20 protein-coding genes and 1 pseudogene are annotated in these 24,366 nt (G+C 59.9%); 18 read left to right on the forward strand and 3 right to left on the reverse strand.

What is annotated here, in order from left to right; genetic code table 11:
- The coding region (gene tpx / locus D8V06_RS15500; protein ID WP_130931244.1) for a thiol peroxidase at window positions 1–395 on the reverse strand (395 nt) is incomplete at its 3' end.
- Window positions 396–755: 360 nt separating this feature from the next.
- Here tpx and D8V06_RS15505 point away from each other — a divergent pair.
- The 16 genes from D8V06_RS15505 to D8V06_RS15580 all read left to right on the forward strand — a co-directional run bounded on the left by D8V06_RS15505 (window position 756) and on the right by D8V06_RS15580 (window position 21,338).
- A complete protein-coding gene (locus tag D8V06_RS15505) occupies window positions 756–1,181 on the forward strand; it encodes a YciI family protein (protein WP_056855500.1) in 426 nt (141 codons plus the stop codon).
- Between the two features lie 459 nt (window positions 1,182–1,640).
- Window positions 1,641–1,919, forward strand: coding sequence for a DUF6124 family protein (locus tag D8V06_RS15510; protein ID WP_130931245.1), 279 nt, complete (start codon window positions 1,641–1,643; stop codon window positions 1,917–1,919).
- A gap of 298 nt (window positions 1,920–2,217) precedes the next feature.
- On the forward strand, window positions 2,218–3,009 hold the full coding sequence (locus tag D8V06_RS15515) for a hypothetical protein (protein ID WP_130931246.1): 792 nt from the start codon (window positions 2,218–2,220) through the stop codon (window positions 3,007–3,009).
- A gap of 10 nt (window positions 3,010–3,019) precedes the next feature.
- Entirely contained in the window at window positions 3,020–4,471 is a 1,452-nt protein-coding gene (locus tag D8V06_RS15520; RefSeq protein ID WP_130931247.1) for a DUF1254 domain-containing protein, read from the forward strand.
- A 27-nt stretch (window positions 4,472–4,498) separates the two neighbouring features.
- Window positions 4,499–5,905, forward strand: a complete 1,407-nt coding sequence (locus tag D8V06_RS15525; protein ID WP_130907352.1) for a DUF1254 domain-containing protein — start codon at window positions 4,499–4,501, stop codon at window positions 5,903–5,905.
- Between the two features lie 12 nt (window positions 5,906–5,917).
- A complete protein-coding gene (locus D8V06_RS15530) occupies window positions 5,918–6,862 on the forward strand; it encodes a transporter (protein WP_130905644.1) in 945 nt (314 codons plus the stop codon).
- A gap of 8 nt (window positions 6,863–6,870) precedes the next feature.
- Entirely contained in the window at window positions 6,871–7,851 is a 981-nt protein-coding gene (locus D8V06_RS15535; protein ID WP_130931248.1) for a MoxR family ATPase, read from the forward strand.
- Window positions 7,848–8,783, forward strand: coding sequence for a DUF58 domain-containing protein (locus D8V06_RS15540; protein ID WP_130931249.1), 936 nt, complete (start codon window positions 7,848–7,850; stop codon window positions 8,781–8,783). The genes D8V06_RS15535 and D8V06_RS15540 overlap by 4 nt, the downstream gene beginning before the upstream one ends.
- A complete protein-coding gene (locus D8V06_RS15545) occupies window positions 8,780–9,361 on the forward strand; it encodes a DUF4381 domain-containing protein (RefSeq protein WP_130931250.1) in 582 nt (193 codons plus the stop codon). The genes D8V06_RS15540 and D8V06_RS15545 overlap by 4 nt, the downstream gene beginning before the upstream one ends.
- Window positions 9,348–10,340 carry a VWA domain-containing protein gene (locus D8V06_RS15550; protein WP_130931251.1) on the forward strand — a complete coding sequence of 331 codons (993 nt, stop codon included), beginning with the start codon at window positions 9,348–9,350 and terminating at the stop codon, window positions 10,338–10,340. The genes D8V06_RS15545 and D8V06_RS15550 overlap by 14 nt, the downstream gene beginning before the upstream one ends.
- Window position 10,341: 1 nt before the next feature.
- A complete protein-coding gene (locus D8V06_RS15555) occupies window positions 10,342–11,922 on the forward strand; it encodes a VWA domain-containing protein (RefSeq protein ID WP_130931252.1) in 1,581 nt (526 codons plus the stop codon).
- The gene (locus D8V06_RS15560) at window positions 11,919–13,367 is read left to right on the forward strand and encodes a BatD family protein (protein WP_130931253.1); all 1,449 of its coding nucleotides are present in this window, start codon (window positions 11,919–11,921) and stop codon (window positions 13,365–13,367) included. The genes D8V06_RS15555 and D8V06_RS15560 overlap by 4 nt, the downstream gene beginning before the upstream one ends.
- A complete protein-coding gene (locus D8V06_RS15565; RefSeq protein WP_130931254.1) occupies window positions 13,364–14,392 on the forward strand; it encodes an HAD family hydrolase in 1,029 nt (342 codons plus the stop codon). The genes D8V06_RS15560 and D8V06_RS15565 overlap by 4 nt, the downstream gene beginning before the upstream one ends.
- A 70-nt stretch (window positions 14,393–14,462) precedes the next feature.
- Window positions 14,463–16,043, forward strand: coding sequence for an arylsulfatase (locus D8V06_RS15570; protein WP_130907393.1), 1,581 nt, complete (start codon window positions 14,463–14,465; stop codon window positions 16,041–16,043).
- Between the two features lie 187 nt (window positions 16,044–16,230).
- Window positions 16,231–18,744 (forward strand): fused MFS/spermidine synthase, encoded by a 2,514-nt coding sequence (locus D8V06_RS15575; RefSeq protein WP_130931255.1) that lies wholly within the window; start codon window positions 16,231–16,233, stop codon window positions 18,742–18,744.
- Between the two features lie 227 nt (window positions 18,745–18,971).
- A complete protein-coding gene (locus D8V06_RS15580; RefSeq protein WP_130931256.1) occupies window positions 18,972–21,338 on the forward strand; it encodes a tetratricopeptide repeat protein in 2,367 nt (788 codons plus the stop codon).
- Window positions 21,339–21,475: 137 nt separating this feature from the next.
- On the opposite strand, the gene D8V06_RS15585 is transcribed toward D8V06_RS15580, so the two are convergent.
- A complete protein-coding gene (locus D8V06_RS15585) occupies window positions 21,476–21,970 on the reverse strand; it encodes a hypothetical protein (RefSeq protein WP_056855515.1) in 495 nt (164 codons plus the stop codon).
- Window positions 21,971–22,065: 95 nt separating this feature from the next.
- On the reverse strand, window positions 22,066–22,506 hold the full coding sequence (locus tag D8V06_RS15590; protein ID WP_130905654.1) for a carboxymuconolactone decarboxylase family protein: 441 nt from the start codon (window positions 22,504–22,506) through the stop codon (window positions 22,066–22,068).
- Window positions 22,507–22,711: 205 nt separating this feature from the next.
- On the opposite strand from D8V06_RS15590, the gene D8V06_RS15595 reads away from it, so the two are divergent.
- Window positions 22,712–24,145, forward strand: coding sequence for a PLP-dependent aminotransferase family protein (locus D8V06_RS15595; protein ID WP_130931257.1), 1,434 nt, complete (start codon window positions 22,712–22,714; stop codon window positions 24,143–24,145).
- A gap of 124 nt (window positions 24,146–24,269) precedes the next feature.
- Window positions 24,270–24,366 (forward strand): annotated as a pseudogene (locus D8V06_RS15600) (antibiotic biosynthesis monooxygenase); the annotation flags it as partial.

Raw genomic sequence — 24,366 nt, forward strand, 5'->3', positions numbered from 1 at the left:
CGAGCGGTCAGGCCTTTCAGTGGGCCGTCAGCGATGGCCACGCCGTAGTTTTCGATGAACTCGGCACCGCGCAGGGTCGACAGGTTCTGGACGTTTTCCAGGCCTTCGGCACCGCAGAAACGAGCCTGGGCGAATGGCAGGTCGGCGGAGATGCACAACACCACGGTGTTGGCGACATCGTTGGCCTGGGCGTTGAACTTGCGCACGGACGTGGCGCAGGTCGGGGTGTCGACGCTTGGGAAGATGTTCAGCACTTTGCGCTTGCCGGCAAAGTCTTTCAGGGTGACGTCGGACAGATTGCCGGCAACCAGAGAAAAGGCTGGCGCCTTGGAACCGGCTTGAGGCAGTTGGCCGTTGACTTGAACCGGGTTGCCTTTAAGAGTGACTTGAGCCATGAACGGAGTCCTTCTGAACGTTGTGGTAGAGAATTTTGAAGAGGTCGAAGTTAACCACGAAATGGCCCGGTGACCTACCCCGGATACAAATCGTGAAGTATTGCTTTGCCAGTCACCACCAAACCCTGTGGGAGCCGGGCTTGCCCGCGATGACGGCCGTACATTCAACACCGCTGTGACCGACCGATTGCTATCGCTGGCAAGCCAGCTCCCACAGGGAATCGCGGTGTTACATAAATAATCGCTACGCATCGCAATGCCGCGCCTAAGGTTCTTTCAGTTTTTTTGGACGCGCTGTCGATTTGCGTCCTCACCATTCGACCATTAGGCGAATCGTTCAAATCATGCGGAGAAACCACCATGCGCTTCATGATCATCATCAAAGCCAGCCAGGATTCCGAAGCCGGCATCATGCCCAGCACCGAACTGCTGACCGCCATGGGCAATTACAACGAAGAACTGGCCAAGGCCGGAATACTCCTCGCTGGCGAAGGCCTGCATCCGAGCAGCAAAGGCGCCCGCGTGCGCTTCGCGGGTGATAAACGCACGGTCATCGACGGCCCCTTTGCCGAAACCAAGGAACTGATCGCCGGTTTCTGGCTATGGCAGGTGAAATCAAAAGAAGAGGCCGTCGAATGGGTCAAGCGCTGCCCCAACCCAATGCCCGGCACGGAATCGGAAATCGAGATTCGCCAGGTATTTGAAATGGAGGATTTCGGTGCAGAGCTGACGCCGGAATTGCGGGAGCAGGAAGAGCGGGCGTTTGGCAAGGGCAAGCAGTCCTGAGCCATTTTCAAGTGAGTTGCCATGATGCGCTGGCATGGTCACGTCCCGAGTGGACGTGATCTCCGACGGGCTCTACCTCTGCTAAACCGCTTACTTTTGCTCAGCGTCAGTGAGCGTGATGTTTTGCATCAAAATGCCAGCTTCCGGGAGGCTACAGCGCCTTGCGGCATTGCCTACAACTACGCCAGAATCCGCCGGCTTGTGCGTCCCAGAGGCCGTCGGTAACTTGATTGGCGTCGCTGATTGTCAGTGACCGGGTTTAGTAGCCCGGCTTGTTGCTAACGGTTGCATGAGTGTCATCTGGTCAGGTATTCACCTGTATTTGATGGCGGCTGTGCGCATGGCATCTTCGGGTGCACCGGGTTTGGCAACGTACCGGTCTACTAACTTGCGCATAGCTGCCACCCTTTCGTTTAGTAGCGAGATGGTTGCGCCCCCTACTTTTAGAGGTACGTTGCCATGACCAAATCGAGTTCAACTCCACCGGACTCCGATCCAGAAACCACCAGCCAATCTCCCCACCAACCCAGCAACATCTTTCTCATCGCCCCCAATATCGACAATCAAACCCTGCTCGCTTACGCCTGCGAATCGCTGGCCTCGGCGAATGTCATGGCCAGTGATTTCGCCAGGTATCTGCAAGGCTCGCAGAGCAACACGCTGCTGGGGATTCAGCAATCGATCATGCTCGGGGAGCTGGCAGTCAACCGGGTGCTGGACAACCTCGACCCGCCCTGATTCACACTGAACTACAACGTCCGTGAAACCCGCCGTTTGTTTCATTACAGACTGCGGGTTTTTCGTTCCAGCAACCACGCCTGTGTCCAACCTGCTGATTCGTATTAACTTTTCAGTACATACAAAAAATCAAAACTTATACAAGAAACCAAGGAATTAACACTTTCGACTGGCTAACCCGGATTTAGCTGCTACGTTCAAGAGACGTGTCCTACAGGCTTGATAAGAAAGGGATTACGCAGTAACGGCCATCAAGTGCCGAGTCATCCAAGTGAGCCACCAGGGAGCCGGGGGAATCATGTCAAACACATTGGGGAAGCACGCCTTTATTTTGGCGTTTTCGTTCGTGCCTTTTATTTACGCGCACGCGGATGACGCCGAGACCGCCAACAAAAGCAACAACCCCCTGAACATCGCACCGGGGATGAGTCTGCAGGACTATTACACCCCGAAGTTTTACGACTCCAATATCCACACCAACGATCTGTTGGTGCGTGGCACACTGCCGATTGCGCCCAACGACTTCATCGGTGTCCCGCAGTTGATACGTGCCACTGCGCCGATCAGCACTCGCCCCGATCCCAGCAGCGGCTACAGCACCGGTGAGGGCGACCTCAACCTGTTCGATATCTTTTTGCTCAAGACCGAGGGTGTGCAATTGGGTGTTGGCCCGATGATCACCGCGCCCACCGCCGATCAGGACGAGCTCGGCACCGGCAAATGGCAAGGTGGTCTGGCCGCCGTCGCCATCGATTCCTCGCCCCGGGGCCTTTTGGGTGCGCTGGTGCAATACCAGAGCTCTTTCGCAGGTGACAGCGACCGGCCCCACGTCGAAAGCGCAACCTTGCAGCCTTTCATCATTCACAACCTGGAAAAAGGCTGGTACCTGCGTTCAACCGGTACCTGGACCTTCGACCTGAAAAACGACACCCACTACATCCCACTCGGTTTGGGTGGCGGCAAAGTCTGGAAGTCCGGTTCCAATATCCTCAACGCGTTCATCGAGCCGCAGTGGACCGTCGATCACAAAGGTGATGGCCTGCCGAAATTTACGCTGTACGCCGGCCTCAATGTCACGTTCGGCAAATAGGGATTTTTATATGCACATTGCACTTCGCGCCGCCGGTTTCAGCCTGATGACCATGTTCGTCAGTTGTGGGGTCGGTGCACAGGATCTGGACACGCGAATCGGCAAGATCAGCATGGAAGGCGAGCTGCCGGCCCACGACTCCGTCGCCAAACTGTACGCTGAACTGGATTTCCAGCAGGCCACCCAGAGTTACCTGTGGGCCTTACCACTGGTGTCTTACGCGCAATGGCAGGCAGAGTTTCGCGACAAACTCGGCGCCCACAGTGGCGACCTGATGGTACTCAACAGCTACGAAGACAAGCTTGGCGTGATCACCGCCAACGCCACCACGCCGTATATCCTCGGCTTTGTCGATTTGAATGAAACCGGGCCGCTGGTCATTGAATTGCCGTCAGGCCCAACGGCGGGCGGCATCGGTGATTTCTGGCAGCGGGCGATCATCGACATGGGCCAGACCGGCCCGGACAAAGGCAAAGGCGGCAAATACCTGGTGCTGCCACCGGGCGCCGAGCCGCCGGCCGATGCTGGCAAGTATTACCTGGCCAAATCGGAAACCATGAACGTGCTGGTGGGTTTTCGTGTGCTCGATCCGGACCCGGCCAAGGGCAAGGCACTGGTCGAACAATTCAAGATGTACCCCTACGCCCAACGTGCCGAGCCGACCAAGACCAAACTGCTCACTCCCGGCGGCAAAGCCTGGTCCGGCACCCAGCCACGCGGCCTGGCGTATTGGCAGCGCCTGCACCAGATCATCCAGAAAGAACCGGTCAACGAACGCGACCGCTTTTACATGGCCATGCTCGCCAGCCTCGGCATCGAGAAAGACAAGCCGTTCAACCCCAATGACAACCAGCGCAAGGCACTTGAGCAAGGGGCACAGGTCGGTGAGCTGATCGCCAAGGCCAACACCTTCGCCAAGCGTTTCCCGGATGCACAGTACTGGCCTGATCGGCAATGGGACACGGTGCTGAACATCGCCGAGCCATCGCAACGCGTGGCCTATTACGACCAGCTGTGGGAACGCAGTGCGTGGTTCTACGAAGCGGTCACCAACACCAAAGGCATGGTCTCGAAAACCCCGGGCCTCGGTCAGACCTACCTGGGCGCATACACCGACGCCAAGGGTGAATGGCTCGACGGCGGGAAAAACTATCGCCTGCACGTCGGCGCCAATCCTCCGGCCAAGCAGTTCTGGTCGATGACCGTGTACGACATCGACAGTCGCTGCCTGATCGACAATCCGCAGCGCAAGGCCGACCTCTCCTCGCGCCAGGACCTGAAGAAAAACGCCGATGGGTCCGTCGACCTGTACTTCGGCCCGACCGCACCAAAAGGCTTCGAGAATAATTGGGTACAAACCCTGCCGGGCAAGCACTGGTTCAGTTACTTCCGTCTGTACGCGCCGACCGAGGCCTATTTCGACAAAAGCTGGAAACTCGACGACATCACAAACGTGGAATAACGCCCGCGATTGCAACAAGGACGCATGATGAATCAACGTAACGTGCTGTTGACCGTAGTGACCCTGGCGCTGAGCACCAGTGCCTGGGCCGAGTTCACAGCCACCCCGGAACAAGCAAGAGGCATCGCCAAGGAAGCCTATTTATACGGTTTCCCGGTGGTTGAAATGTACAAGACGCTCTACACCCAGGCCGTAGACGAGACGAGCGCGAACTTCAAGGCACCGTTCAATCAGATTGGCAACACTGCCAAGGCCTTTACCGCCAAGGACACCGCGTTCGTCACGCCAAATGCTGACACGCCCTACTCCTTCGTGTGGATGGACTTGCGCGCAGAACCGCTGGTACTGACGCTTCCGCCCGTCGAAGAGCACCGTTATTACTCCGTGCAGCTGATTGACGCCTATACGCAAAACTTCGCCTACCTGGGCACCCGCAGCACTGGCAATAACGGTGGCCATTTCATGATCGCCGGCCCCGACTGGCAGGGTAAGCAACCGTTGAACATCGATCGGCTGCTGCGCAGTGAAAGCAACATCGCCTACGCGCTGTATCGCACCCAGCTGTTCGACGACGCGGACTTGGCCAAGGTCAAGCAGATCCAGAAGGGTTACAAGGTCGAAACCCTGAGTCATTACGACAAGCACAAGGCGCCGCCGGCCCCGGCAAAAATCGCCTGGCCCAAACCCGCGCCGACCATGAGCGACACCCCGGACCTGTTCCGCTACCTGAATTTCATGCTGGCCTTCACCCCGCCCCAGGACGTTGAAAAGGATCTTCTTGCACGTTTCAAAACCATTGGCATCGAAGCCGGCAAACCATTCGACCTGAGCAAACTGAGCGCCGATCAACGCCAGGCCCTGGAAGATGGCATCGCTGACGCGAAAGCAGAGTTCGCCCAATTCAAGAAAAGCAGAGTCGATACCCACGAAGTCACCAGCGGCGATTTTTTTGGCACCCGCGACCACCTCAAGGGCAACTACCTGTACCGCTACGCGGGCGCCAACATGGGGATTTTCGGCAATTCCGCTGAAGAGGCGAATTACATCGGTTACTTCGTCGACAAGGACAACCACCCTGTCGATGCCTCGAAGCACGACTACACCTTGCATTTCGATAAAGGTGCCCTGCCCCCGGCCGACGCTTTCTGGTCGCTGACGATGTACGACGGCAGGAACAAACTGCTGGTGGCCAATCCGCTCAATCGCTACCTGATCAACTCGCGCATGCTGCCGGACCTCAAGCTCGACGCGGACGGCGGCCTGACCCTTTACATACAAAACAAGGCACCGGCCAAAGAGCTGGAAAGCAACTGGCTGCCAGCACCGAACGGCCCGTTCTATGGCGTATTGCGCCTCTACTTGCCGAAACCGGAAGTCAACAGCGGCCAATGGAAAATGCCGTTGCTGACACCCGTCAACCAACAAGATCAATAAGCGGAGTCAGTGATGATCAAGCCCTGTGTTGTGCGCCCATTGTTGGCGCTGTGCATGATCGGCGGCAGTCCGCTGGTGTTGGCCGTTGAAGGCGGCGTCGGCCGGCCGATCACCGGGCAGCAGGTTTTTTCCAATGCCGGGATCGTGCCGCCCGAACCGGGCTGGGTCATGTCGCTGACCAGCATCTGGTATGACGGCGATCTCAAGGGCAACACCCAAGTGCCGATTGTCGGCGCGTTGAGTACCGGGCTGGACATGAAGGTTTCCTACACTATGGCCAACTTCACCCATGTCTGGGACACCGGCAAGGGACGCTGGAACTACGCCTCGGCCATCGGCGTGCCTGTGCAGTACACCGACGTCACCGCCAACATCACAGGTCCTCGCGGCAGAACCCTGGGGACAGAAGACACAGGCACCCAGTTTGCCGACATGCTGGTGACACCGATCGCCGCCGGCTATCACTTCGACGAGGTCAACCACATCTCGTTCTCGCTGCCGATCTACTTGCCGACCGGCGCCTATAACGACGACCGCTTGGCCAACCCCGGGCAGAACACCTACACCTTCATGCCTACCGTGGCGTTCACTCATCTGGATGGCAAAGGTGGCGAGTTTACGCTGTCCAGCGGTCTGGAGTTCTACAGCGAAAACGACGCCACGGATTACCAGAACGGCGATCTATTCACCTTCGACGCGCTCTGGACCCACGGCTTCGGCAATGGCTGGGCTGCCGGTGTGGCCGCCGGTTACATCCAGCAGATCAACGACGATAGCGGCAGCGCCACCAGCGGTTTTCGCGGGCGCTCGGTGGGCGCCGGTCCTGTCGTGGGCTGGACCGGCAAGTTTGCCGACGCCGAAGCCAACCTGAGCCTGCGCTGGGTGCCGGAGTTCGACACCAAGAACCGGCCGGAAGGCAATGGCATCGCCGTCAACATGACACTGGCATTTTTCTAGGAGGCCGCGTGACTGCGCTCAATGACCTCAACGCCCTGCAAGCCAGCATCGCCGAAGCAGTGCTCGGCCAGGACCAGGTGATCCGGCAAATCCTCCTGGGCTTGCTGGCCAACGGGCACCTGCTGCTGGAAAGCCTGCCCGGGCTGGCCAAGACCCGCACGGTAAAAGCGCTGGCCAAGCACCTGGACGCGAAGATGAGCCGCATCCAGTTCACCCCGGACTTACTGCCATCGGACATCACCGGTGCCGAGGTGCTGCATCAGGTCGACGGGCAAAACCAGATCCAGTTCCAGCCCGGCCCGCTGTTCGGCAACCTGATCCTGGCCGACGAAATCAACCGCGCCCCGGCCAAGGTCCAGGCCGCGTTGCTCGAAGCCATGGAAGAACGGCAGATCACCGTGGCCGGCAACAGCCATGCCTTGCCGGAATTGTTCATCGTCGTTGCCACCCAAAACCCGATCGAACAGGAAGGCACTTATCCGCTGCCGGAAGCGCAGATGGACCGTTTCCTGATGAAAGTGCTGCTGGATTACCCGAGCGCGGAAAACGAAAGCCAGGTATTGCGCCTGCTGCGCGAGGAAGAACAGGCCCTCGGCGCCAAAGCCCCCGCGGTCAAAGGCTTCGAGCTGTCGCAAGAGGTGATCTTTGCCGCGCGCCGGGAAGTCAGTGCGGTGCACGTGTCCCCCGCCATCGACCGCTACCTGATCGACCTGATCAACGCCACGCGCCACCCGGCCGATTACGACGCCGACCTCGGCCGCTGGATTGCCATCGGTGCCAGCCCTCGCGGAGGGATCGGCCTGGACCGTTGCGCCCGCGCCGATGCGTGGCTGCAAGGCCAGGACTTCGTCTCGCCGGATAATGTACGCGCCGTGGTGCACCCAGTGCTGCGTCATCGCCTGCAACTGAGCTACGACGCGGTGGCCGATGGAGTGACTGCCGATCAAGTGCTCGACCGTTTGCTCGATAAAGTCGCGATTCCTGCATGAATGCTGATGGGCGGGTCTACGTTTCTCTGGCGCAACTGATGGCCTTGGAGTTCAAGGCCCGTGACCTGAGTTTTGCTGCCCGCCAACCGCAAGGCAGCATTCTGGCCGGCAACCATGCGTCTCGTCTGCGCGGACGGGGTCTGAATTTCGACGAATTGCGCCGTTATCAACCGGGAGACGACCTTCGGCACCTCGATTGGCGCGCCTCGCTGCGCACCGGCAAACCGGTGGTGCGCACCTTCACCGAAGAGCGCGATCGCCCGGCGTTGATCCTGGTCGATCAACGCATGTCGATGTTCTTCGGTTCGCAACGCAGCTTCAAATCCGCGGTCGCCGCCGAGCTGGGCGCGCTGGCGGCGTGGATGGTGTTCAACGCCGGCGACCGGGTCGGCGGGCTGGTGTTCAACGACCGGCGCATCGACAGCATCGCGCCGCTGCGTAGCCGCAAACGCATCGAAGCGTTGTGCAGCCGCATCGCCGAACAGAATCAGGCGTTGAATGCCGCCAACCCGGACGCTGAAGGTCAAGACCAGCTCGACAAGGTCTTGCAACAGTGCCTGGCCGTGGCCGGTCACGATCACCTGATCTGCATCGTCAGTGACTTTGCCGGTGCCGGCGAACGAACCTTGCAGCTGATGCGGCAGCTTGCGGCGCACAACGATGTGATCGCCATGCAGGTCTACGATCCCTTGGCCTTGAATCTGCCGAAAAATGGCCGGCTGCTGATCACCCAAGGCCAGCTCCAGGTTGAACTGGCGGTGGAACGCCGTCAGGTGCACCAGCCGTTGGGCGACTTTCTCAGCGGCCGGCTCAAGGATGTGGCCACGCTGCTGCGGCGCAGTCAGGTGCCACTGATGATGTTCAGCACCGCCGTTGAAGCTCACGAACAATTGCGCGCCGAGTTGGGCAAGCAGTCGGGGACGCGGCGATGAACCCGAATATTCCGGGCATCGAGCAGCTCAAGGAAATCGCCTTGCCGGCACCGATCAGTTATGCGCCGCAAACCTGGGGTTGGTGGATGCTTTTGGCAGTATTGGTTGTTGCGATTTCATTACTGACCGCCCGCCGATATCGGCAATGGCGGCGTGACCGCTATCGGCGTGAAGCCTTGGTGCGGCTGGCACAGTTACAAAAACGCAGCAATGACCTGAACGCGTTGCGCGAGCTTCCAGAACTGCTCAAGCGCGTGGCCATCTCAATGCCCCGCACAAACCCTGTAGGAGCGAGGCTTGCCCGCGATGCAGACGCCTCGGCCCCCCAGACCAACCGCGTCATCGTTCATCGCGGGCAAGCCATGCTCCTACAGGGGCCTGCTGCGCTTGGAAAAGAGGATTGGCAGGCTTTTTTGCAACGGCACAGTAAAGAGCCACTCCCCGCCGATTTCAGTCAGCAACTGGCCCTGCTTGCCTATGCACCGGATGCGGTGTTGCGCGCCCTGCCCCCCGAACAACGCCAGCAGTTGTTCGACACCTGCAAACTCTGGGTGGAGCGGCATCATGTGGCAGCTTGAATACCCGTGGCTGTTATTGCTGCTGCCCTTGCCGTGGCTCGGTTATCGCTACCTGCCTGATTATCGCGAAGCTCGCAGCGCGGTCCGGGTGCCGTTTTTTGGCGCCATGAGCCGTGCGGTTGGCCAGGCGCCAAGCCAGGCCGGAACTCGCACCAACCACTGGCAGTTGCTGCTCAATCTGCTGGTGTGGGCGCTGTTGCTGCTGGCGGCCGCCCGCCCGGTGTACGTGGAAAAACCCATCGAGCGCCAGCAACCGGTGCGCGACCTGATGCTCGCCATCGACATTTCCCAGTCCATGGAAACCACCGATTTCACGGATGCCAACGGCCAGAAGATCAATCGCCTGGCAGCGGTCAAGGACGTGGTGCATGGTTTTATCGACAAACGCAAAGAGGATCGCCTGGGCCTGATCGTGTTTGGCAGCGGCGCTTACCCGCAGGCGCCACTGACCCTCGATCATGCCAGCCTGTCGCTGTTGCTGGACGATACCGGCATCGGCATGGCCGGGCCCAACACCGCGATCGGGGACGCCATTGGCCTGAGCCTGAAGCTGATGGACCAGGCCCATGAACAGGAAAAAGTCGTCATTCTGCTCACCGACGGCAACGACACCAGCAGCGCCATCACACCGGATCACGCAGCACAAATGGCTGCCGCCAAAGGCGTAGTGATCCACACCATCGGCATCGGCGACCCGGGCGCCGAGGGCGAAGCCAAGGTCAATTTGCAGGGCTTGCAGCAGATTGCCACAGCCACCGGTGGCAAGTTCTTCCGTGCCGAAGATCGCGATGCCCTGGATCAGGTCTACAGCACCCTCGATCAACTCACCCCGCACCAAGTGCAAACCTTCAGCCACCAACCCAAACGCGATCTGTTCTGGTGGCCGCTCGGGATGGCCAACACGGTACTCGCGCTCTATCACCTGTTCGCCATGCTGCGTCCACGTTTGTTTATTGTGCGTCAGCGGCAGGAGGTTTGAGATGGAGATCAACCTCGGCGACTTGCACTTCCTGCGCCCGCTTTGGCTGTTGCTGCTGCCGTTCGCGGCATTAATGCCATGGCTGTGGCGCCGCAGCCGTGATATGCAGCGGCGTTTGCGCAGCAACATTGCCGAGCACTTGTTGCCGCACTTGTTGATCACCCCGCAAGACCAGCAATGGCTGCGCCCGGTGCACCTGGTCAGCGCAATGCTGATGCTCGGCGCGGTTGCCGCTGCGGGGCCGACCTGGGAGCAGGATCGCCCGGATTTCCTGGAAAACCGTGCACCGCTGATCATCGCCGTTGACCTGTCGCCCTCGATGGACGCCAATGATGTGCAACCGACACGCCTGGAAGCGGCCAAGCACAAGCTGGACGACTTGATTCAGCGTCGGGCCGGCGCGCGCAATGCGCTGATCGCCTACGCCGGCAGCGCCCATCTGGTGTTGCCGGCCACCGACGACCCGGCCCTGCTCGACACGTTCATTCAAGCACTGAGCACCGACCTGATGAGCAAACCCGGAAAGGACGTCGGCGCCGTGATCGACCAGGCCAAACGTCTGCTGGCTGCTGAAAAAACCCCCGGCACGTTGCTGCTGATCACCGACGGCGCAGACACATCGACGCTCGATGACCTGAACAAGAAACTCGACGGCGGAGCTCTGCAGGTACTGGTCCTCGCCGTCGGCAGTGAGGATGGCGGCATTATCCGCGATGGCAGCGGCCAACCGCGCACCGACAGCAATGGTCGCCCGCAACTCGGCCGTTTCGATCAGGCAGCGCTCAAGCAGTTGGCGTCTGCACTGGATGCGCCGCTGGGCAGCCTGACACTCAATAACGACGATCTGGAATGGGTTGACCTGCACGCCCAGCGACATTTCCAGCGAGCCAGCGACGAACAGCGTGAGTTGCACTGGAAAGACGCCGGTTACTGGTTGTGCTGGCCGCTGCTGCTGATCGCGTTCTTCAGCGTGCGCAAGGGTTGGAGCGTGAATTGGGTCGCCGGTCTTTTACTGGCCATCGGCGTCGGCTTGCAACCAACCCCGGCACAGGCCAACCCGCTGACCGATGCGTTCTTCACCCCGGACCAGCAAGGCCGCTGGGCTTTCGAGCATGGGCATTTCCCCCAGGCGGCAGCGCATTTCGTCGACCCTTACTGGAAAGGCATCGCCGCCTATAACGCTGCTGATTTCGACCTGGCACTGGTCAGTTTCGCGCGCCTGCAAACGCCACAAGCCTATTTCTACCTCGGCAATATTTACGTGCGGCGCTTCAAGTTCGACGAGGCCATCGCGGCCTATACCCAGGCGTTAAAGTTGCAGCCGCAGTTTCCTGAAGCCACAGCCAACCTGGCGCTGGCGATTGCCTTGCAGAAGGACACCGAAGACGCGGAAAAAAACGCCCCCGAGGTCAAACCCGACGAAATCAAAATGGACAAGGCGCCGGGCAAGGGCCAGGAAAAACCGGTGCAAACCGAACAGGCGGCTTCGGATGAGCAGTGGCTGCAGAACCTGACGACATCGCCGGCGAAATTCCTCAAACAGAAATTCAGTTTGCAGGATCAGGCGGGGGTCAAACCATGACCTTCCTGAAAAACCGAGTCACCTCCATCGCTGGCAAGTCGAATCGTCGCACCACAACCCCCACAGGTTTTGCGTCGTTCATTAGATTCCAAAACCACACAAAACCCTGTGGGAGCTGGCTTGCCAGCGATAGCGCCAGAGCAATCACCACCTTATTCGGCACCCTGTTAATCACCCTCAACGCCCTCGCCGCCGAACCCGAACTGCGGGTCCAGGCCAGCCTGCAACCCAATGAACCGGCGATGGTCGGCAGCCTGATCGAACTGCAACTCGATGTCCTGACCGACACCTGGTTCACCCGTGCGCCCACCCTGCCCGACCTGAAGCTGCCCGGCGCACTGGTGCTGCCGCCTGACGGCCATGCCGAACACATCAATCAGACCCTTGATGGCCAATCCTTCAGCGGCTTGCGCTACAGCTACCTGATCACCCCGAACGTGGCGCAGGGTTTCGACGTTCCGGCTTTGACCGTTCGCGCCACACCGGGCCAAGCCAGTACCGAGTTGAGCGCCCACAGCTTGCCCCTGCATTTCACGGCGACACAACCACCAGGGTTTGACGTCGGCGAGCCGGTGCTGGTGGCGCAAGGCTTGCGCTTCACGCAAAAGGTCGTGAATTCGACCGCCCCACTGAAAGTCGGCGACAGCATCACCCGAGAACTGACGCTACAAGCGGATGGCGCGCTGGGCATGTCATTGCCAACGCCGTCACTGGGCGATGTACGCGGCCTGAGTCGTTACGCGAAATCGCCACAGGTCAGCAATCTGGATGATGGCCGTGGCCACTTCAACGGCGGGCAGCGCATCGATACCGTGACCTACCGGATCGACGTCGAAGGCCATTACAGTCTCCCGCCCATCGCGGTGAAATGGTGGGACGCCAGCACTCGTCAGATCCGCACTGCGCAAGTGCCGGCGATCAGTTTCGATGCCGCCGCCAACAGTGCCTACAAACCGGTTTTCTCGATCACTGAAGACTTGAAAACACTCGGTCAGGGCAATCGCCTTCACCTTTCGGGTTTTGCCTTCGGCCTGCTCGCGCTGCTGTCGGGGTTGCTTGTGCTGGGCTGGTTTGCCCGTCCCTACGCCTGGCGCGCGTACCTCGGCTGGAAGGCTCGACGTCAGGCTCGGCACAAGGCCTGGCTGGCCTCTGCCGATTACGCCTGGGAACAAATACCGGCGCAACTTGATGGCAAGCCGCCGCAACTCAGCGCCCTGTACCTGTGGACGCGCCGCAGCCGCAAGGGCTTGAAGCTCACTGGCCTCGGCCCGCGCTTGCAAGCGTTTCTGCGGGCCTGCTACGGCCGAGAACCGACCAAAGATCAGGCAGTGCTCCAACTGAAGAAATCCTTGACTACGCTGCATAGTCAGGTCGAACACAACAAAGAATCAGTCGCTACTGCATTGCGACCACTCAACCCCGATCTCGAGAAGGATTTCCCATGACTAGTCCGAGTTCGTTGCGCCAAATTCAAGGGCTCAAGTTCCTGCTGGCGCTGGCCTTGAGCCTGCCGTTGCTGGTACAGGCCGCCGAGCCGCTGGCGTCATGGAACGTCGGCCCATCGAAAAAGAACATCATCGAATTCGTCCAGGCCGTCACCGATCAGGGCAGCAAGGACTTCGTCAAACCCGAGGACCGCATCGCAGTGTTCGATAACGACGGCACGCTGTGGAGCGAGCAACCGATGTACTTCGAATTGCTGTTTGCCCTCGAAGAGGTCAAACGCACGGCGGCGCAGCACCCGGAATGGAAAACCACCCAGCCGTTCCAGGCCGTGCTGGAAAACGATCACAAGGCCCTGGCCGCCACCGGCCTGGAAGGCATGATGAAGATCTTCGGCGCCACCCACACCGGCATGACCACCGAAGCCTTCGACGATTACGCCAAAACCTGGCTGACCCAGGCCCGCCATCCGAAAACCGGCAAGCCGTACACCGAAATGATCTTCCAGCCAATGCTGGAAATGCTCGACTACCTGCGCAGCCAGAATTTCAAAACATACATCGTCTCCGGCGGCGACACCGCGTTCATGCGTGCGTTCGCCGAAAAGGTCTATGGCATTCCACCCGAGCAAGTCATCGGCACCACCTTTGTCACCACGTTTGAGTACAAGGATGGCAAGGCGTCGATCCTTCGCACGCCGAAACTGGCGCACAACGATGACGGCCCGGGCAAACCGGTGAGCATCGACGCGGTGATCGGCCGACGACCGATTCTCGCCTTCGGCAACTCCGACGGTGACTTGCAGATGCTGCAGTGGACGGCGGCCGGGCCGGGCAAACGATTCATGGGGCTGGTGCACCACACCGACGCCAAACGCGAATGGGCTTACGACCGCCAGTCGCAGATCGGCCGTCTGGACAAGGCACTGGACGAAGCAAACAAACGTGGCTGGACCGTCGTCGACATGGCAGCCGAATGGCGTCGTATCTATCCGTTCGATACCACCACTACCGGGCAAGTGCAGTAAAAAAAGCGTAACGCAGGACCGCAATAAACGTTTGTCGCACCGAGCGACGTAAGTGAAAGGAGCTAGTCAGATGACTCGCATACGCAACTGGTTACCGAAACTCGCCCTGGTGGCGACATCGGTAATGGCGATCTCGGCAACCGCCGTGGCCGCCGATAAACCCAATATTCTCGTGATTTTCGGCGACGACATCGGCCAGACCAATATCAGTGCCTATTCCATGGGCGTGGTCGGGTACAAGACTCCGAACATTGATCGCATCGCCAAGGAAGGCATGATGTTCACCGACTATTACGCGGAGAACAGCTGCACTGCTGGGCGCTCGTCGTTCATTACCGGGCAGACTCCCTTGCGTACCGGTCTGTCGAAAGTTGGCATCCCGGGCGCCCCCGTAGGCCTGCAAAAACGCGATATCACCATCGCCCAGGCGCTGAAGTCCCAGGGCTACGCCACCGGTCAGTTCGGCAAGAACCACTTGGGCGACAAAGACGAATACTTGCCGACCAACCACGGTTTCGACGAGTTCTTCGGCAACCTGTACCACCTCAACGCCGAAGAGGAACCCGAGCGTCCTTACTGGCCCAAAGACGATGCCGCGTTCGTCAAAGCCAACGCCCCGCGCGGCGTGATCCACAGTTTTGCCGATGGCAAGATCGAAGACACCGGTGCCCTTACCGCCAAGCGTATGGAAACCATCGACGACGAGACCACCGCCGCCGCACAGGCGTTCATCGAGAAACAGGCCAAGGCCGACAAGCCGTTCTTCGTCTGGATGAACACCACGCGCATGCACCTGTTCACCCACGTGCGCGAGTCGATGAAGGGTCAGAGCGGCATGCCCGGCAACGAATATGCCGACGGCATGCTCGAGCATGACGGGGACGTCGGCAAACTGCTGAAAACCCTCGACGACCTGAAAATCACCGACAACACCATCGTCGTCTACACCACCGACAACGGTCCGAACCAGTTCTCCTGGCCGGACGCGGCAACCACGCCGTTCCGCAACGAGAAGAACTCCAACTGGGAAGGCGCTTACCGTGTGCCGGCGATGATTCGTTGGCCGGGCAAAATCAAGGCCGGTGAAGTGTCCAACGAGATGTTCTCGGGCATGGACTGGTTCCCGACGCTGCTCGCGGCAGCCGGTGAAACGGACGTGAAGAACAAGTTGCTCAAAGGTTGGGCACCCACTTCGGGCGCCGCGAACTTCAAAGTGCACCTGGATGGCTATAACCAGTTGCCTTACCTGACCGGCCAACAGCCCAAAGGCGAGCGCAAGGAGTTCTACTATTTCAACGACGACGGAATGCTGGTGTCGATGCGCTTCGATAACTGGAAGGCGGTATTTTGCGAGCAGCGCGCACCGGGCGGTTTTAAAGTCTGGAGCGAGCCCTTCGTTTGTCTGCGTGTGCCGAAAATCTTCAACCTGCGTATGGACCCGTTTGAAAGAGCCGACGTGGTTTCCGATCAATACTACGACTGGACCACAAAGAACGTTTATCTGACTGCAATTGCGGTAGGCAAGTCGGCCGCGTTCCTCGAAACATTCGTCGAGTATCCACCCAGCCAGAAACCGGCAAGCTTCAGCATTGACCAGATCCGTGCTGCGGTAGATGCCAAGATCGCTGAAAAAGCAAAAGCTGCACAGTAAGACCGCTGTCGCGCCGCTCGCCCTTATCGGCGAGCGGCGATCGTTCCCACGCTTTGCGTGGGAATGCAACCAGGGACGCTCCGCGTCCCCTGCCGAAGTGGACGCGGAGCGTCCATTGAGGCATTCCCACGCAGAGCGTGGGAACGATCAGGTCGTTCAATTCGAATTTTGTACAAGGCAATCCGCAATGTCCTCACGTGTCGCCAGCAAGTCGTCGGCCATGCCTGCCCCGCAAGTCGCCTCTCCGGCACTGTTGATCCCTGCCCTGTTGCTGTTCGTTTCCGGTGCCGCAGCGCTGGTGTATCAGGTGCTATGGATCAAACAACTGTCACTGGTGGTGGGCGTCGAGGTGTATGCCATTACTGCCGGGATCAGTGCATTCTTTGCCGGGTTGGCATTGGGTGGCTTGCTGTTCGGTCGTTGGGCGGATCGCCTGCGACAACCGGTTCTGCTGTATGCAGGGCTGGAAGTGCTGGTTGCCGTACTGGGCGTTGGCGCTACGTTCGCCATGAGTCTGGCGGCCAGTCCGTTTGCCTGGCTGGAGCAGCATGTCGGTCTGCTGGCCTGGGTGTTGCCGTTTGCACTGGTGGGTATTCCGGCGTTGCTGATGGGCGGCACGTTGCCGGTGCTGGTGCGTTCCCTGGCAACCGATCCGCAGCACCTGGGCAAGTCTGGCGGGCACCTGTATGCGGCAAACACCGCGGGCGCCATCGCGGGCACCTTGCTCGCCGCTTTCGTGTTGATTGCCACCCTCGGTGTACGCGGCAGCGCCCTGGCCGCTGCGATGCTGAATCTGCTGGCCGCTGCGGGTGCCTTGTGGTTCCAGCGCCATTGTTCGCAGTCCGTGGAAACGGCCGTCACACACCACACTAAAACAGCGCCGGATCGCCTCGCTTTGTGGCTCTATTCAATCGCCGGTGGCGTGGCCCTCGGTTATGAAGTGGTCTGGTCGCAATCCATCGTGCAATTCATGAGTACGCGTACCTATGCCTTTGCCGTGGTGTTGGCGACCTACCTCACCGGTTTGTTTTTGGGTAGCGCCCTGCTCTCCCGTCGGGTTGATCGCTTGCGCGATCCCTGGGGCGTGTTTGGTCTGCTGATCGCCGGGGCCGGGCTGATCGCGCTGCTGGAAATTGCCTTGCTCGGGCGCTGGCTGGTACTCGCCCAAAGCGTGGTCGAAGCCTGGGTGCTGTCGTTGGGAGCCAGCGAATTGCTGGGCATGAGCGCACGCTTCGCAGTGGCGGCCGTGTGCATCGTGTTCGTGCCAACCGTACTGCTCGGCGCGGCGTTTCCCGTGGCGCTGCGTTTGAGCGTCGGACACGATCACGTGGGGCGCAACGTCGGTGAAGTGGTGGCGTTCAATACCCTGGGCGGGATCGTCGGCGTCATGCTCTGCGGTTTCGTGCTGATCCCGCTGCTGGGCCTGGTGCGAACCCTTGGGTTGCTGGCGATTATCGCTGCCGCGATTGGCTACTTTGCGGTGCGCAAGGGGCACGGCGTGAAGAAAGGTCGGCGTCAGGGGGTGATTGCTGTCGGTCTGATTTCGCTGGCTCTGGCACTGCTGACACCGATAGACAAACTAGCCAGCCTGCTTTCCGGCGCGCGTAACGGCACGCTGGCGTACTACGAGGAAGGCCGCGGCGGCACCGTTGCCGTGGTCACCCAAGGCAAGGGACAAAGGACCTTCGAGCGTTTGTATATCCAGGGCGTTTCCAATACCGGCGACGCCATGCCCTCCCTGCGTTACATGCGGATTCAGGCATTGCTGCCATTGCTGATCCACAACGGTGAACCCCGCTCGGCCCTGGTGATCGGCTTCGGCACCGGCATTACCGCGGGTGCGCTGACGCAGTACCCGGGGCTTGAACATCGCGTTGTCGCCGAACTGCTGCCCTCCGTGGTCAAGGTTGCACCGCTGTTCAAAGGCAACTTCAACGCGGCAGCCAATCCCGCTGTCGATATCCGGCTGCGCGACGGTCGCCAGGAACTGCTGCGCAACCCGCAACGCTATGACCTCATTACCCTCGAGCCGCCCCCACCCTCCGCGGCCGGCGTGGTGAATCTGTACTCCCGCGACTTCTACCAACTGGCTGCCAGTCGGTTGAACAAACAAGGCCTGGTCGCACAATGGCTGCCATTGCCGACCCAAAACATCGACGATTCGCGCTCGCTGGTACGCAGCTTCCTCGACGTTTACCCCTACGCCAGCCTGTGGACCAGTGAGTTTCATGAAATGCTGCTGGTAGGTTCCATGGAACCGATGGAACTGGACGCGGCAAAAATCAGCGAACGCTTCCAACAGAACAGTGTACGCAGCACATTACAGGACGTGGGCATCGGCTCGGCGGCCGCGCTGCTGGCCACCTGGGTCACAGATCGCGCCGGGCTTGAGCGATTCGCCGCGAATGCGCCACCCGTGACCGACGATCAACCACGAATCGAATACGCGCCGTGGGTACGGGCCAAGGAAATCACCCGTGTGTTGCCGACGCTGCTGGACCTGCACACCGTGCCACCGTTGTTGAATGCCGACCAAGGGTTTACCGAGCGGATGAACACTCATCAACAACGCCTGTTGCAGTTCTACCGGGCCAGCCTGCATGCCTATGAGGGCGATCGCGACGCCTGGAGCCGGGATATCCGCGAAGTCATGCGTGGCGATGGCGGCAATCCGTATTACCGGTGGTTTGTCGGGGAATGAGAGATCGCTATCGCTGCGATGCGGCGACCCGACAAGCCAGCTCCCACAGGTGTTGTGTCGTGCCGGAATGTTGTGACCGATGCAAATCCTGTGGGAGCTGGCTTGCCAGCGATGGGGCCATCAGCTTCACCACAACCATCATTTGACACACGCCGGCCTTACGGCAAAGCTGCACCCAGCATGAACGCACGCCTGACGGCAAACGCACCTGGACCACGGAAGTCGCAATGCCGAAACATAAAAACAAAGCAGTAAACCCTGGTCCTGATTCACGGCCCACGCTGATTAGTCGTTATCTGTTCCCCGTCACCATCGGCATCCTCCTCCTGGCGGTCGCAGCTATCGGCTGGTTCCTGTTTGCCAGCAACCCCGCGCCGACGACCTATGCGCCCGTCAGCACGCCCGCCGTGCAACCTGCCAAACCGCAGCCAAAACCGCTGGCCACGGCGCCGGCAACAATGGTCGACGAACAGCAATGCCAAGGCTGCCACAGTGCCCAGGTCAAGGATTGGCAAGGCTCCCATCACCAATTGGCGATGCAGCCGGCCAATGCCGATACCCTGCTCGGTGACTTCAACAACGTCACGTTCAAGGCAGAAAACGAAACCACCCGTTTCTCGCGCAAGGACGATGGGTTCTGGGTCAATACGCCTGGAATCGACGGCAAGAACGCAGACTTCAAAGTCGCCTACACCTTTGGCATAGCGCCATTGCAGCAATACCTGATCGAGGTCGGAGACGGTCGCTTGCAAGCGCTCGGCATCGCCTGGGATACCGAGAAACAGCGCTGGTTTCATCTCTATCCGGGCCAGGGCGTGACTTTCAAGGATCCGTTGCACTGGAGCAAACCGAGCCAGAACGCCAATTTCATGTGCGTCGAGTGCCACACCACCGGTTATAAACGTAACTTTGATACGGCAAAAAACACCTTCGACAGCCAGTGGAACAGCCTCGGCGTCGGCTGTCAGGCCTGCCACGGTCCAGCATCCAATCATCTGGAATGGACAGCAAAGAAAACCGACCTGATTCATGCCGGGTTTGCCGTCGACCTCAAGGACAAGGACGCCACCGTTGAAATCGAAACCTGCGCTCGTTGCCACTCCCGTCGCGCGCCGCTGGGTGATGGTTTCAGCGCCGGTAACCGACTGATGGATGATTACCTGCCAAGCCCCCTGACCCGCGAGCTGTACGCCCTGGACGGCAAGATCAAGGACGAAGTGTTCGAGCACGGCTCTTTCGCCCAAAGCAAGATGTTCGACAAAGGCGTGCGCTGCAGCAACTGCCACAACCCGCACAGCAGCGAACTCAAGGCGCCGGGCAACGGTGTCTGCCTGCAATGCCACAACACCGCCGGCAAGACTCCGGTGGAAGGTGTCGACGGCAAAGGCCTGCAAGCGAAAAACTACGATTCCATCGAACACACTCGCCACACCATGGGCCAGCCGGGTTCGCAGTGCATCGATTGTCATATGCCCGGCAAGTTCTACATGGGCAACGATTTCCGGCATGACCACAGCTTCAGCATTCCCAACCCGGAGCGAGCGAAAAAACTCGGCACCCCGGACGCCTGCCTGACCTGTCATCAGGGCAAGGCCGGTGATAAGGTCACCGAGCAGTTCAAGCTCTGGAACACCGCCAACGCCAGTGCGCCGCAGGCCCCGCGTTACGACGAAAGCCTGTGGCTGATCCGCAATGGCCAGCCCGGTGCAGCGCAAGCGCTTTACGAGCAGCTGCAACGCAACAACCTGCCGGCGATTCAACGAGCGACGCTACTGGGCGAATTGCCTCTGTACCCGAGCGAACTGGCACTGAAACTGGCTACCAAGGACTTGGCCAACCCGGCGCCGCAAGTGCGCGAAAGTGCCATCCGTGCGATCAGTGCCTTCCTGCCACCACCGGAGCGAGCCCCACTGTTGACGCCGTTGCTCAGCGACCCTGTCAAAGCCGTGCGCATTGCCGCCGCCCGCGACTTGTTAAGCGTGGCGCGCAGCGGTATGGGCACGGCTCAGGACAGCTGGAACACTGCCATTGGCGAGTACGAAGCAGTGCAAAAGAGCCTTGCCGAACGTGCCGAAGCCAACCTCAATCTGGCCATGCTGTACCAGGCCGATGGCCGCGGCGGCGAAGTCGAAGGGCTGCTGCGTACTGCGCTCAAGCGCGATCCGGACTTCTACCCGGCGCTGGTGACGCTGGTGCAATGGCTGGAGGCCAATGGCCGTGGTCAGGAAGCTCAGGCACTCCTGGCGCAAAGCCTGAAAGACCACCCGAATGCCGCCCTTTTGCAGCACACTCAGGGCCTGTCGCTGGTGCGTGCGCGCAAAACTGAACAGGCCATGCCGTTCCTGCGCAAAGCCGCGCAACTGGAGCCACAAAGTGCCCAATACGGTTACGTGCTGGCCGTGGCGCTTCACGACAGCGGCAAGGTTGATCAAGCCTGCGAGGAACTGGAAAGGCTGTTGAAAGTGCAGCCCGCCAACCGCAACGCTCGGTTGGCGCTGATTCAGTACTACCTGAATAACGGCCAGGAGCCCAAGGCCCAAGTGCTGCTGCAAGGCTGGAAGAAAATGAACATGGGCGACCCGGCGTTGAAGTGATCGCTGGTCGCTGAAGATCTCTGTAGGAGTGAGCCCTGCTCGCGATGGACGTCAACGATAACGCTGGCAGCCTGACACCCCCGCGGCGTCCTTGCGTGCATCGCGAGCAGGGCTCACTCCTACAGGGGAGACTTGCTTCAGCCGCGATCGCGGGGAATCAGGCTCTGCAACTGCTGCGCCAGGAAGTTCGCATCAAACGCAAAAGTGTCCGGGTCTTTCAAGCCATTGGTCTTGCGCCACTGCCAGTTCGAAGCCGGCGGCAGGCACACCAGCGACACACTGCCGACGCGTGCCGCGGTAAAGCCCAGCACCGCCACTGAAATCTGCCCGCCAGCGCCCATCACCTCCGGCACAAACTCCACCGGCCTACCGGCAATCAGAATGCTCAGCTTTTGCGTCTTGAACGTCGAAGTCTCGAGCGCAACGCTCGGCCCTGACGCGACATACGCTGCGCGGCTGACCTCCAACAGATGTGGTGCCTGCACCGGCTCGAGCCACTGCTGGATCTGATCGAACAGTTCACCAATGCGCTTGGCCCACTCGGCCGATTGCGCTTCGAACAACTGCTTCTTGTGCGCTTCGCTTTCTGCGTAGTGACGAAGCATCTCGCCCAGTTGCTGTACGTCGTCCATTGCATTGTTCCTTTGATTGAAGCGGTGTTGCGGACATTGAGCATGGCAGATGCGCGTTGCCGATGTACGACTAAAAGCGCGAACGGTGCAGGCAATCACGCATTAGGGCTTTGGCGAAAACTCACCGCCAGTCGATTCCAGCTGTTGATGGTGGTGACTGCAATGGTCAGGTCGACCAGTTCACCCTCACTGAACTGCGTCCGTGCCTGTTCATAGACGTCATCGGGCACATTATTCTGCGAAAGCAGCGTCACCGCTTCGGTCCAGGCCAGGGCTGCGCGCTCGCGCGGGTTGAAGAAGTTGCTGTCGCGCCAGACCACGATTGAATACAGGCGCCTGTCGGTTTCGCCCAGGCGCCGGGCGTCCACCGAATGCATGTCGGTGCAGAACGCGCAGCCATTGAGTTGCGAGGCGCGAATCTTGATCAGGTGCAGCAACGGCGCTTCGATGCTCAGGCTGCTGGTCAGGGCCTCCATGGCGATCATCGCCTTCATCGCTTTGGGTGAAGCACTGTAGTAATCCAGGCGGGGGGTCATGGCGGGCCTCGTGCAGCGGAGATGTTCCTTTCAAGGTAGTCGCTGCTGCGTGCGCGTTACAGGTCCAATTCTGCGGAAATTCCGTGGACCACTGGATGCCAGACCAATTAACGATTTTTCCAGCACGCAACTACTGCACCCGCACCCGATGAGGGTAATCTGGCGCCACGCACACGCGCCTCAACTGCTCCGGAGCCTCGCCGGTATGGAACTTCATGTTGTCATCAATGGCCGCAAGGACCTGGCGGGCCAGCTGTACAACCAACTGCGCAGCGCCATCGAATCGGGCCGCCTGGCAGCGGGGACACAGCTTCCGCCCAGCCGCTTGCTGGCCGAGCAACTGGGCATTTCACGCAAGACCATTTCCGATACCTACGCACAACTGACCTACGAAAACTTCCTCACTGGGGTGATCGGTAAAGGTACCTACGTCAATGCGCGGGCCTCCAAGATCGAGCGCAAGCAAAGCCATACGGAATTGGCAGGCTTCGAGGTGATCGAGTCCTGGCGCAACTTGCCGGTGTTTCTGCGCCATCCGACGCTGGAAGGTTCGTTGCGTTATGACTTCATTGGTGGCGCCACCAGCAAGGGCCAGTTTCCGCAGGATGACTGGCGACGCTGCACCTCTCACGCCTTGCGCCAGATTGCCGCGTCCAAGGGTTTCTACAGCCTGCCCGAAGGCTTGCCGGCGCTGCGCAATGCCATCGCCCGACACATCGCGTTCTCCCGTGGGGTCAATTGTCAGGACGAAGACGTGGTGGTGTGCAATGGCGCTCAGCAGGCGCTGGACCTGATTTCCCGGGTGCTGACCCGCCCCGGCAGTATCGTGGCCATGGAAGACCCCGGCTATCCGCCCGCGCGCCTGCTGTTCGGCACCCACGGCGCGACAGTGGTAGGCGTACCCGTGGATGCCGAAGGCATTCAGGTGGACAAGATCCCCCTCGGCACGCGGTTGATTTACGTCACCCCGTCACATCAGTTTCCGCTGGGCATGCCCATGAGCCAGGCGCGTCGGGTCGCCCTGCTGGCCAAGGCCCATGAACTGGGGGCGATTATCATTGAAGACGACTACGACAGCGAATTCCGCTACGAAGGCCGCCCTACGGACTCGCTGCAAAGCATGGATGAGCGCGGGATCGTTGCCTACGTCGGGACGTTCTCGAAAACCCTGTTGCCAGAGCTGCGCCTGGGGTATGCGATTTTGCCGCCGGCGATCCACGAGGCGGTGGTTCGCGCCAAGCAACTGACCGACCTGCACACCTCCACCCTGCCCCAATGGGCGCTGGCCAAATTCATTGCTGAGGGCTGCCTGCTCAAGCACATCCGTCGCTGCCATACGATTTATGCCGGTCGGCGCGACCGAATACTGGCGCGCATGGCCGGTGACCTGTCGCCCTGGCTAGAAGCGATCCCGAGCACGGCAGGTTTTCACATGGCGGTCATGTGCAAAGTGCCGATTGATATTCCCCTGGTCATCGAACTGGCGAAAAAAGTGGAAGTGGGGCTTTACTCCATCGAAGGCTTTTTCCACCAGCAAGCGCCACGGGCCGGCTTGCTCATGGGCTTTGGCGCCATCGAAACCCTGGACATCGACCCCGCTCTGGACCGGCTGCGGGACATTTTGCAGCAAGTCGCCTGACGGATTGGTCTGCGGCTTTATCCGGCGATTGGCTATTGGTTGTCCAGGGGGGCAGGCCTATCCTGCATAGGCGTTATCCCTCAATGAGCAGGATTCGTCCGGCCTGATTCAGGAGTCTGAGCCAATGTCCTACAAAGTGATCAATACCGTTAAGGTGCAGGCCGTCGCCGGCCGCTCGGAAGAACTGGGTAAGCAACTGCAAAAGATTGTCGACACCCTGC

This window comes from Pseudomonas sp. Sample_24, assembly GCF_004307605.1.
GTDB lineage: Bacteria > Pseudomonadota > Gammaproteobacteria > Pseudomonadales > Pseudomonadaceae > Aquipseudomonas.

What these genes read in the sequence shown, in the direction of transcription:
- D8V06_RS15575 (WP_130931255.1), top strand. Translation starts at nt 16,231, where the DNA reads ATGTCCTCACGTGTCGCCAGCAAGTCGTCGGCCATGCCTGCCCCGCAA.
- D8V06_RS15520 (WP_130931247.1), top strand. Translation starts at nt 3,020, where the DNA reads ATGCACATTGCACTTCGCGCCGCCGGTTTCAGCCTGATGACCATGTTC.
- D8V06_RS15555 (WP_130931252.1), top strand. Translation starts at nt 10,342, where the DNA reads ATGGAGATCAACCTCGGCGACTTGCACTTCCTGCGCCCGCTTTGGCTG.
- D8V06_RS15560 (WP_130931253.1), top strand. Translation starts at nt 11,919, where the DNA reads ATGACCTTCCTGAAAAACCGAGTCACCTCCATCGCTGGCAAGTCGAAT.
- D8V06_RS15510 (WP_130931245.1), top strand. Translation starts at nt 1,641, where the DNA reads ATGACCAAATCGAGTTCAACTCCACCGGACTCCGATCCAGAAACCACC.
- D8V06_RS15530 (WP_130905644.1), top strand. Translation starts at nt 5,918, where the DNA reads ATGATCAAGCCCTGTGTTGTGCGCCCATTGTTGGCGCTGTGCATGATC.
- D8V06_RS15550 (WP_130931251.1), top strand. Translation starts at nt 9,348, where the DNA reads ATGTGGCAGCTTGAATACCCGTGGCTGTTATTGCTGCTGCCCTTGCCG.
- D8V06_RS15505 (WP_056855500.1), top strand. Translation starts at nt 756, where the DNA reads ATGCGCTTCATGATCATCATCAAAGCCAGCCAGGATTCCGAAGCCGGC.
- D8V06_RS15565 (WP_130931254.1), top strand. Translation starts at nt 13,364, where the DNA reads ATGACTAGTCCGAGTTCGTTGCGCCAAATTCAAGGGCTCAAGTTCCTG.
- D8V06_RS15515 (WP_130931246.1), top strand. Translation starts at nt 2,218, where the DNA reads ATGTCAAACACATTGGGGAAGCACGCCTTTATTTTGGCGTTTTCGTTC.
- D8V06_RS15595 (WP_130931257.1), top strand. Translation starts at nt 22,712, where the DNA reads ATGGAACTTCATGTTGTCATCAATGGCCGCAAGGACCTGGCGGGCCAG.
- D8V06_RS15525 (WP_130907352.1), top strand. Translation starts at nt 4,499, where the DNA reads ATGAATCAACGTAACGTGCTGTTGACCGTAGTGACCCTGGCGCTGAGC.
- D8V06_RS15590 (WP_130905654.1), bottom strand. Translation starts at nt 22,506, where the DNA reads ATGACCCCCCGCCTGGATTACTACAGTGCTTCACCCAAAGCGATGAAG.
- D8V06_RS15585 (WP_056855515.1), bottom strand. Translation starts at nt 21,970, where the DNA reads ATGGACGACGTACAGCAACTGGGCGAGATGCTTCGTCACTACGCAGAA.
- D8V06_RS15540 (WP_130931249.1), top strand. Translation starts at nt 7,848, where the DNA reads ATGAATGCTGATGGGCGGGTCTACGTTTCTCTGGCGCAACTGATGGCC.
- D8V06_RS15580 (WP_130931256.1), top strand. Translation starts at nt 18,972, where the DNA reads ATGCCGAAACATAAAAACAAAGCAGTAAACCCTGGTCCTGATTCACGG.
- D8V06_RS15570 (WP_130907393.1), top strand. Translation starts at nt 14,463, where the DNA reads ATGACTCGCATACGCAACTGGTTACCGAAACTCGCCCTGGTGGCGACA.
- D8V06_RS15545 (WP_130931250.1), top strand. Translation starts at nt 8,780, where the DNA reads ATGAACCCGAATATTCCGGGCATCGAGCAGCTCAAGGAAATCGCCTTG.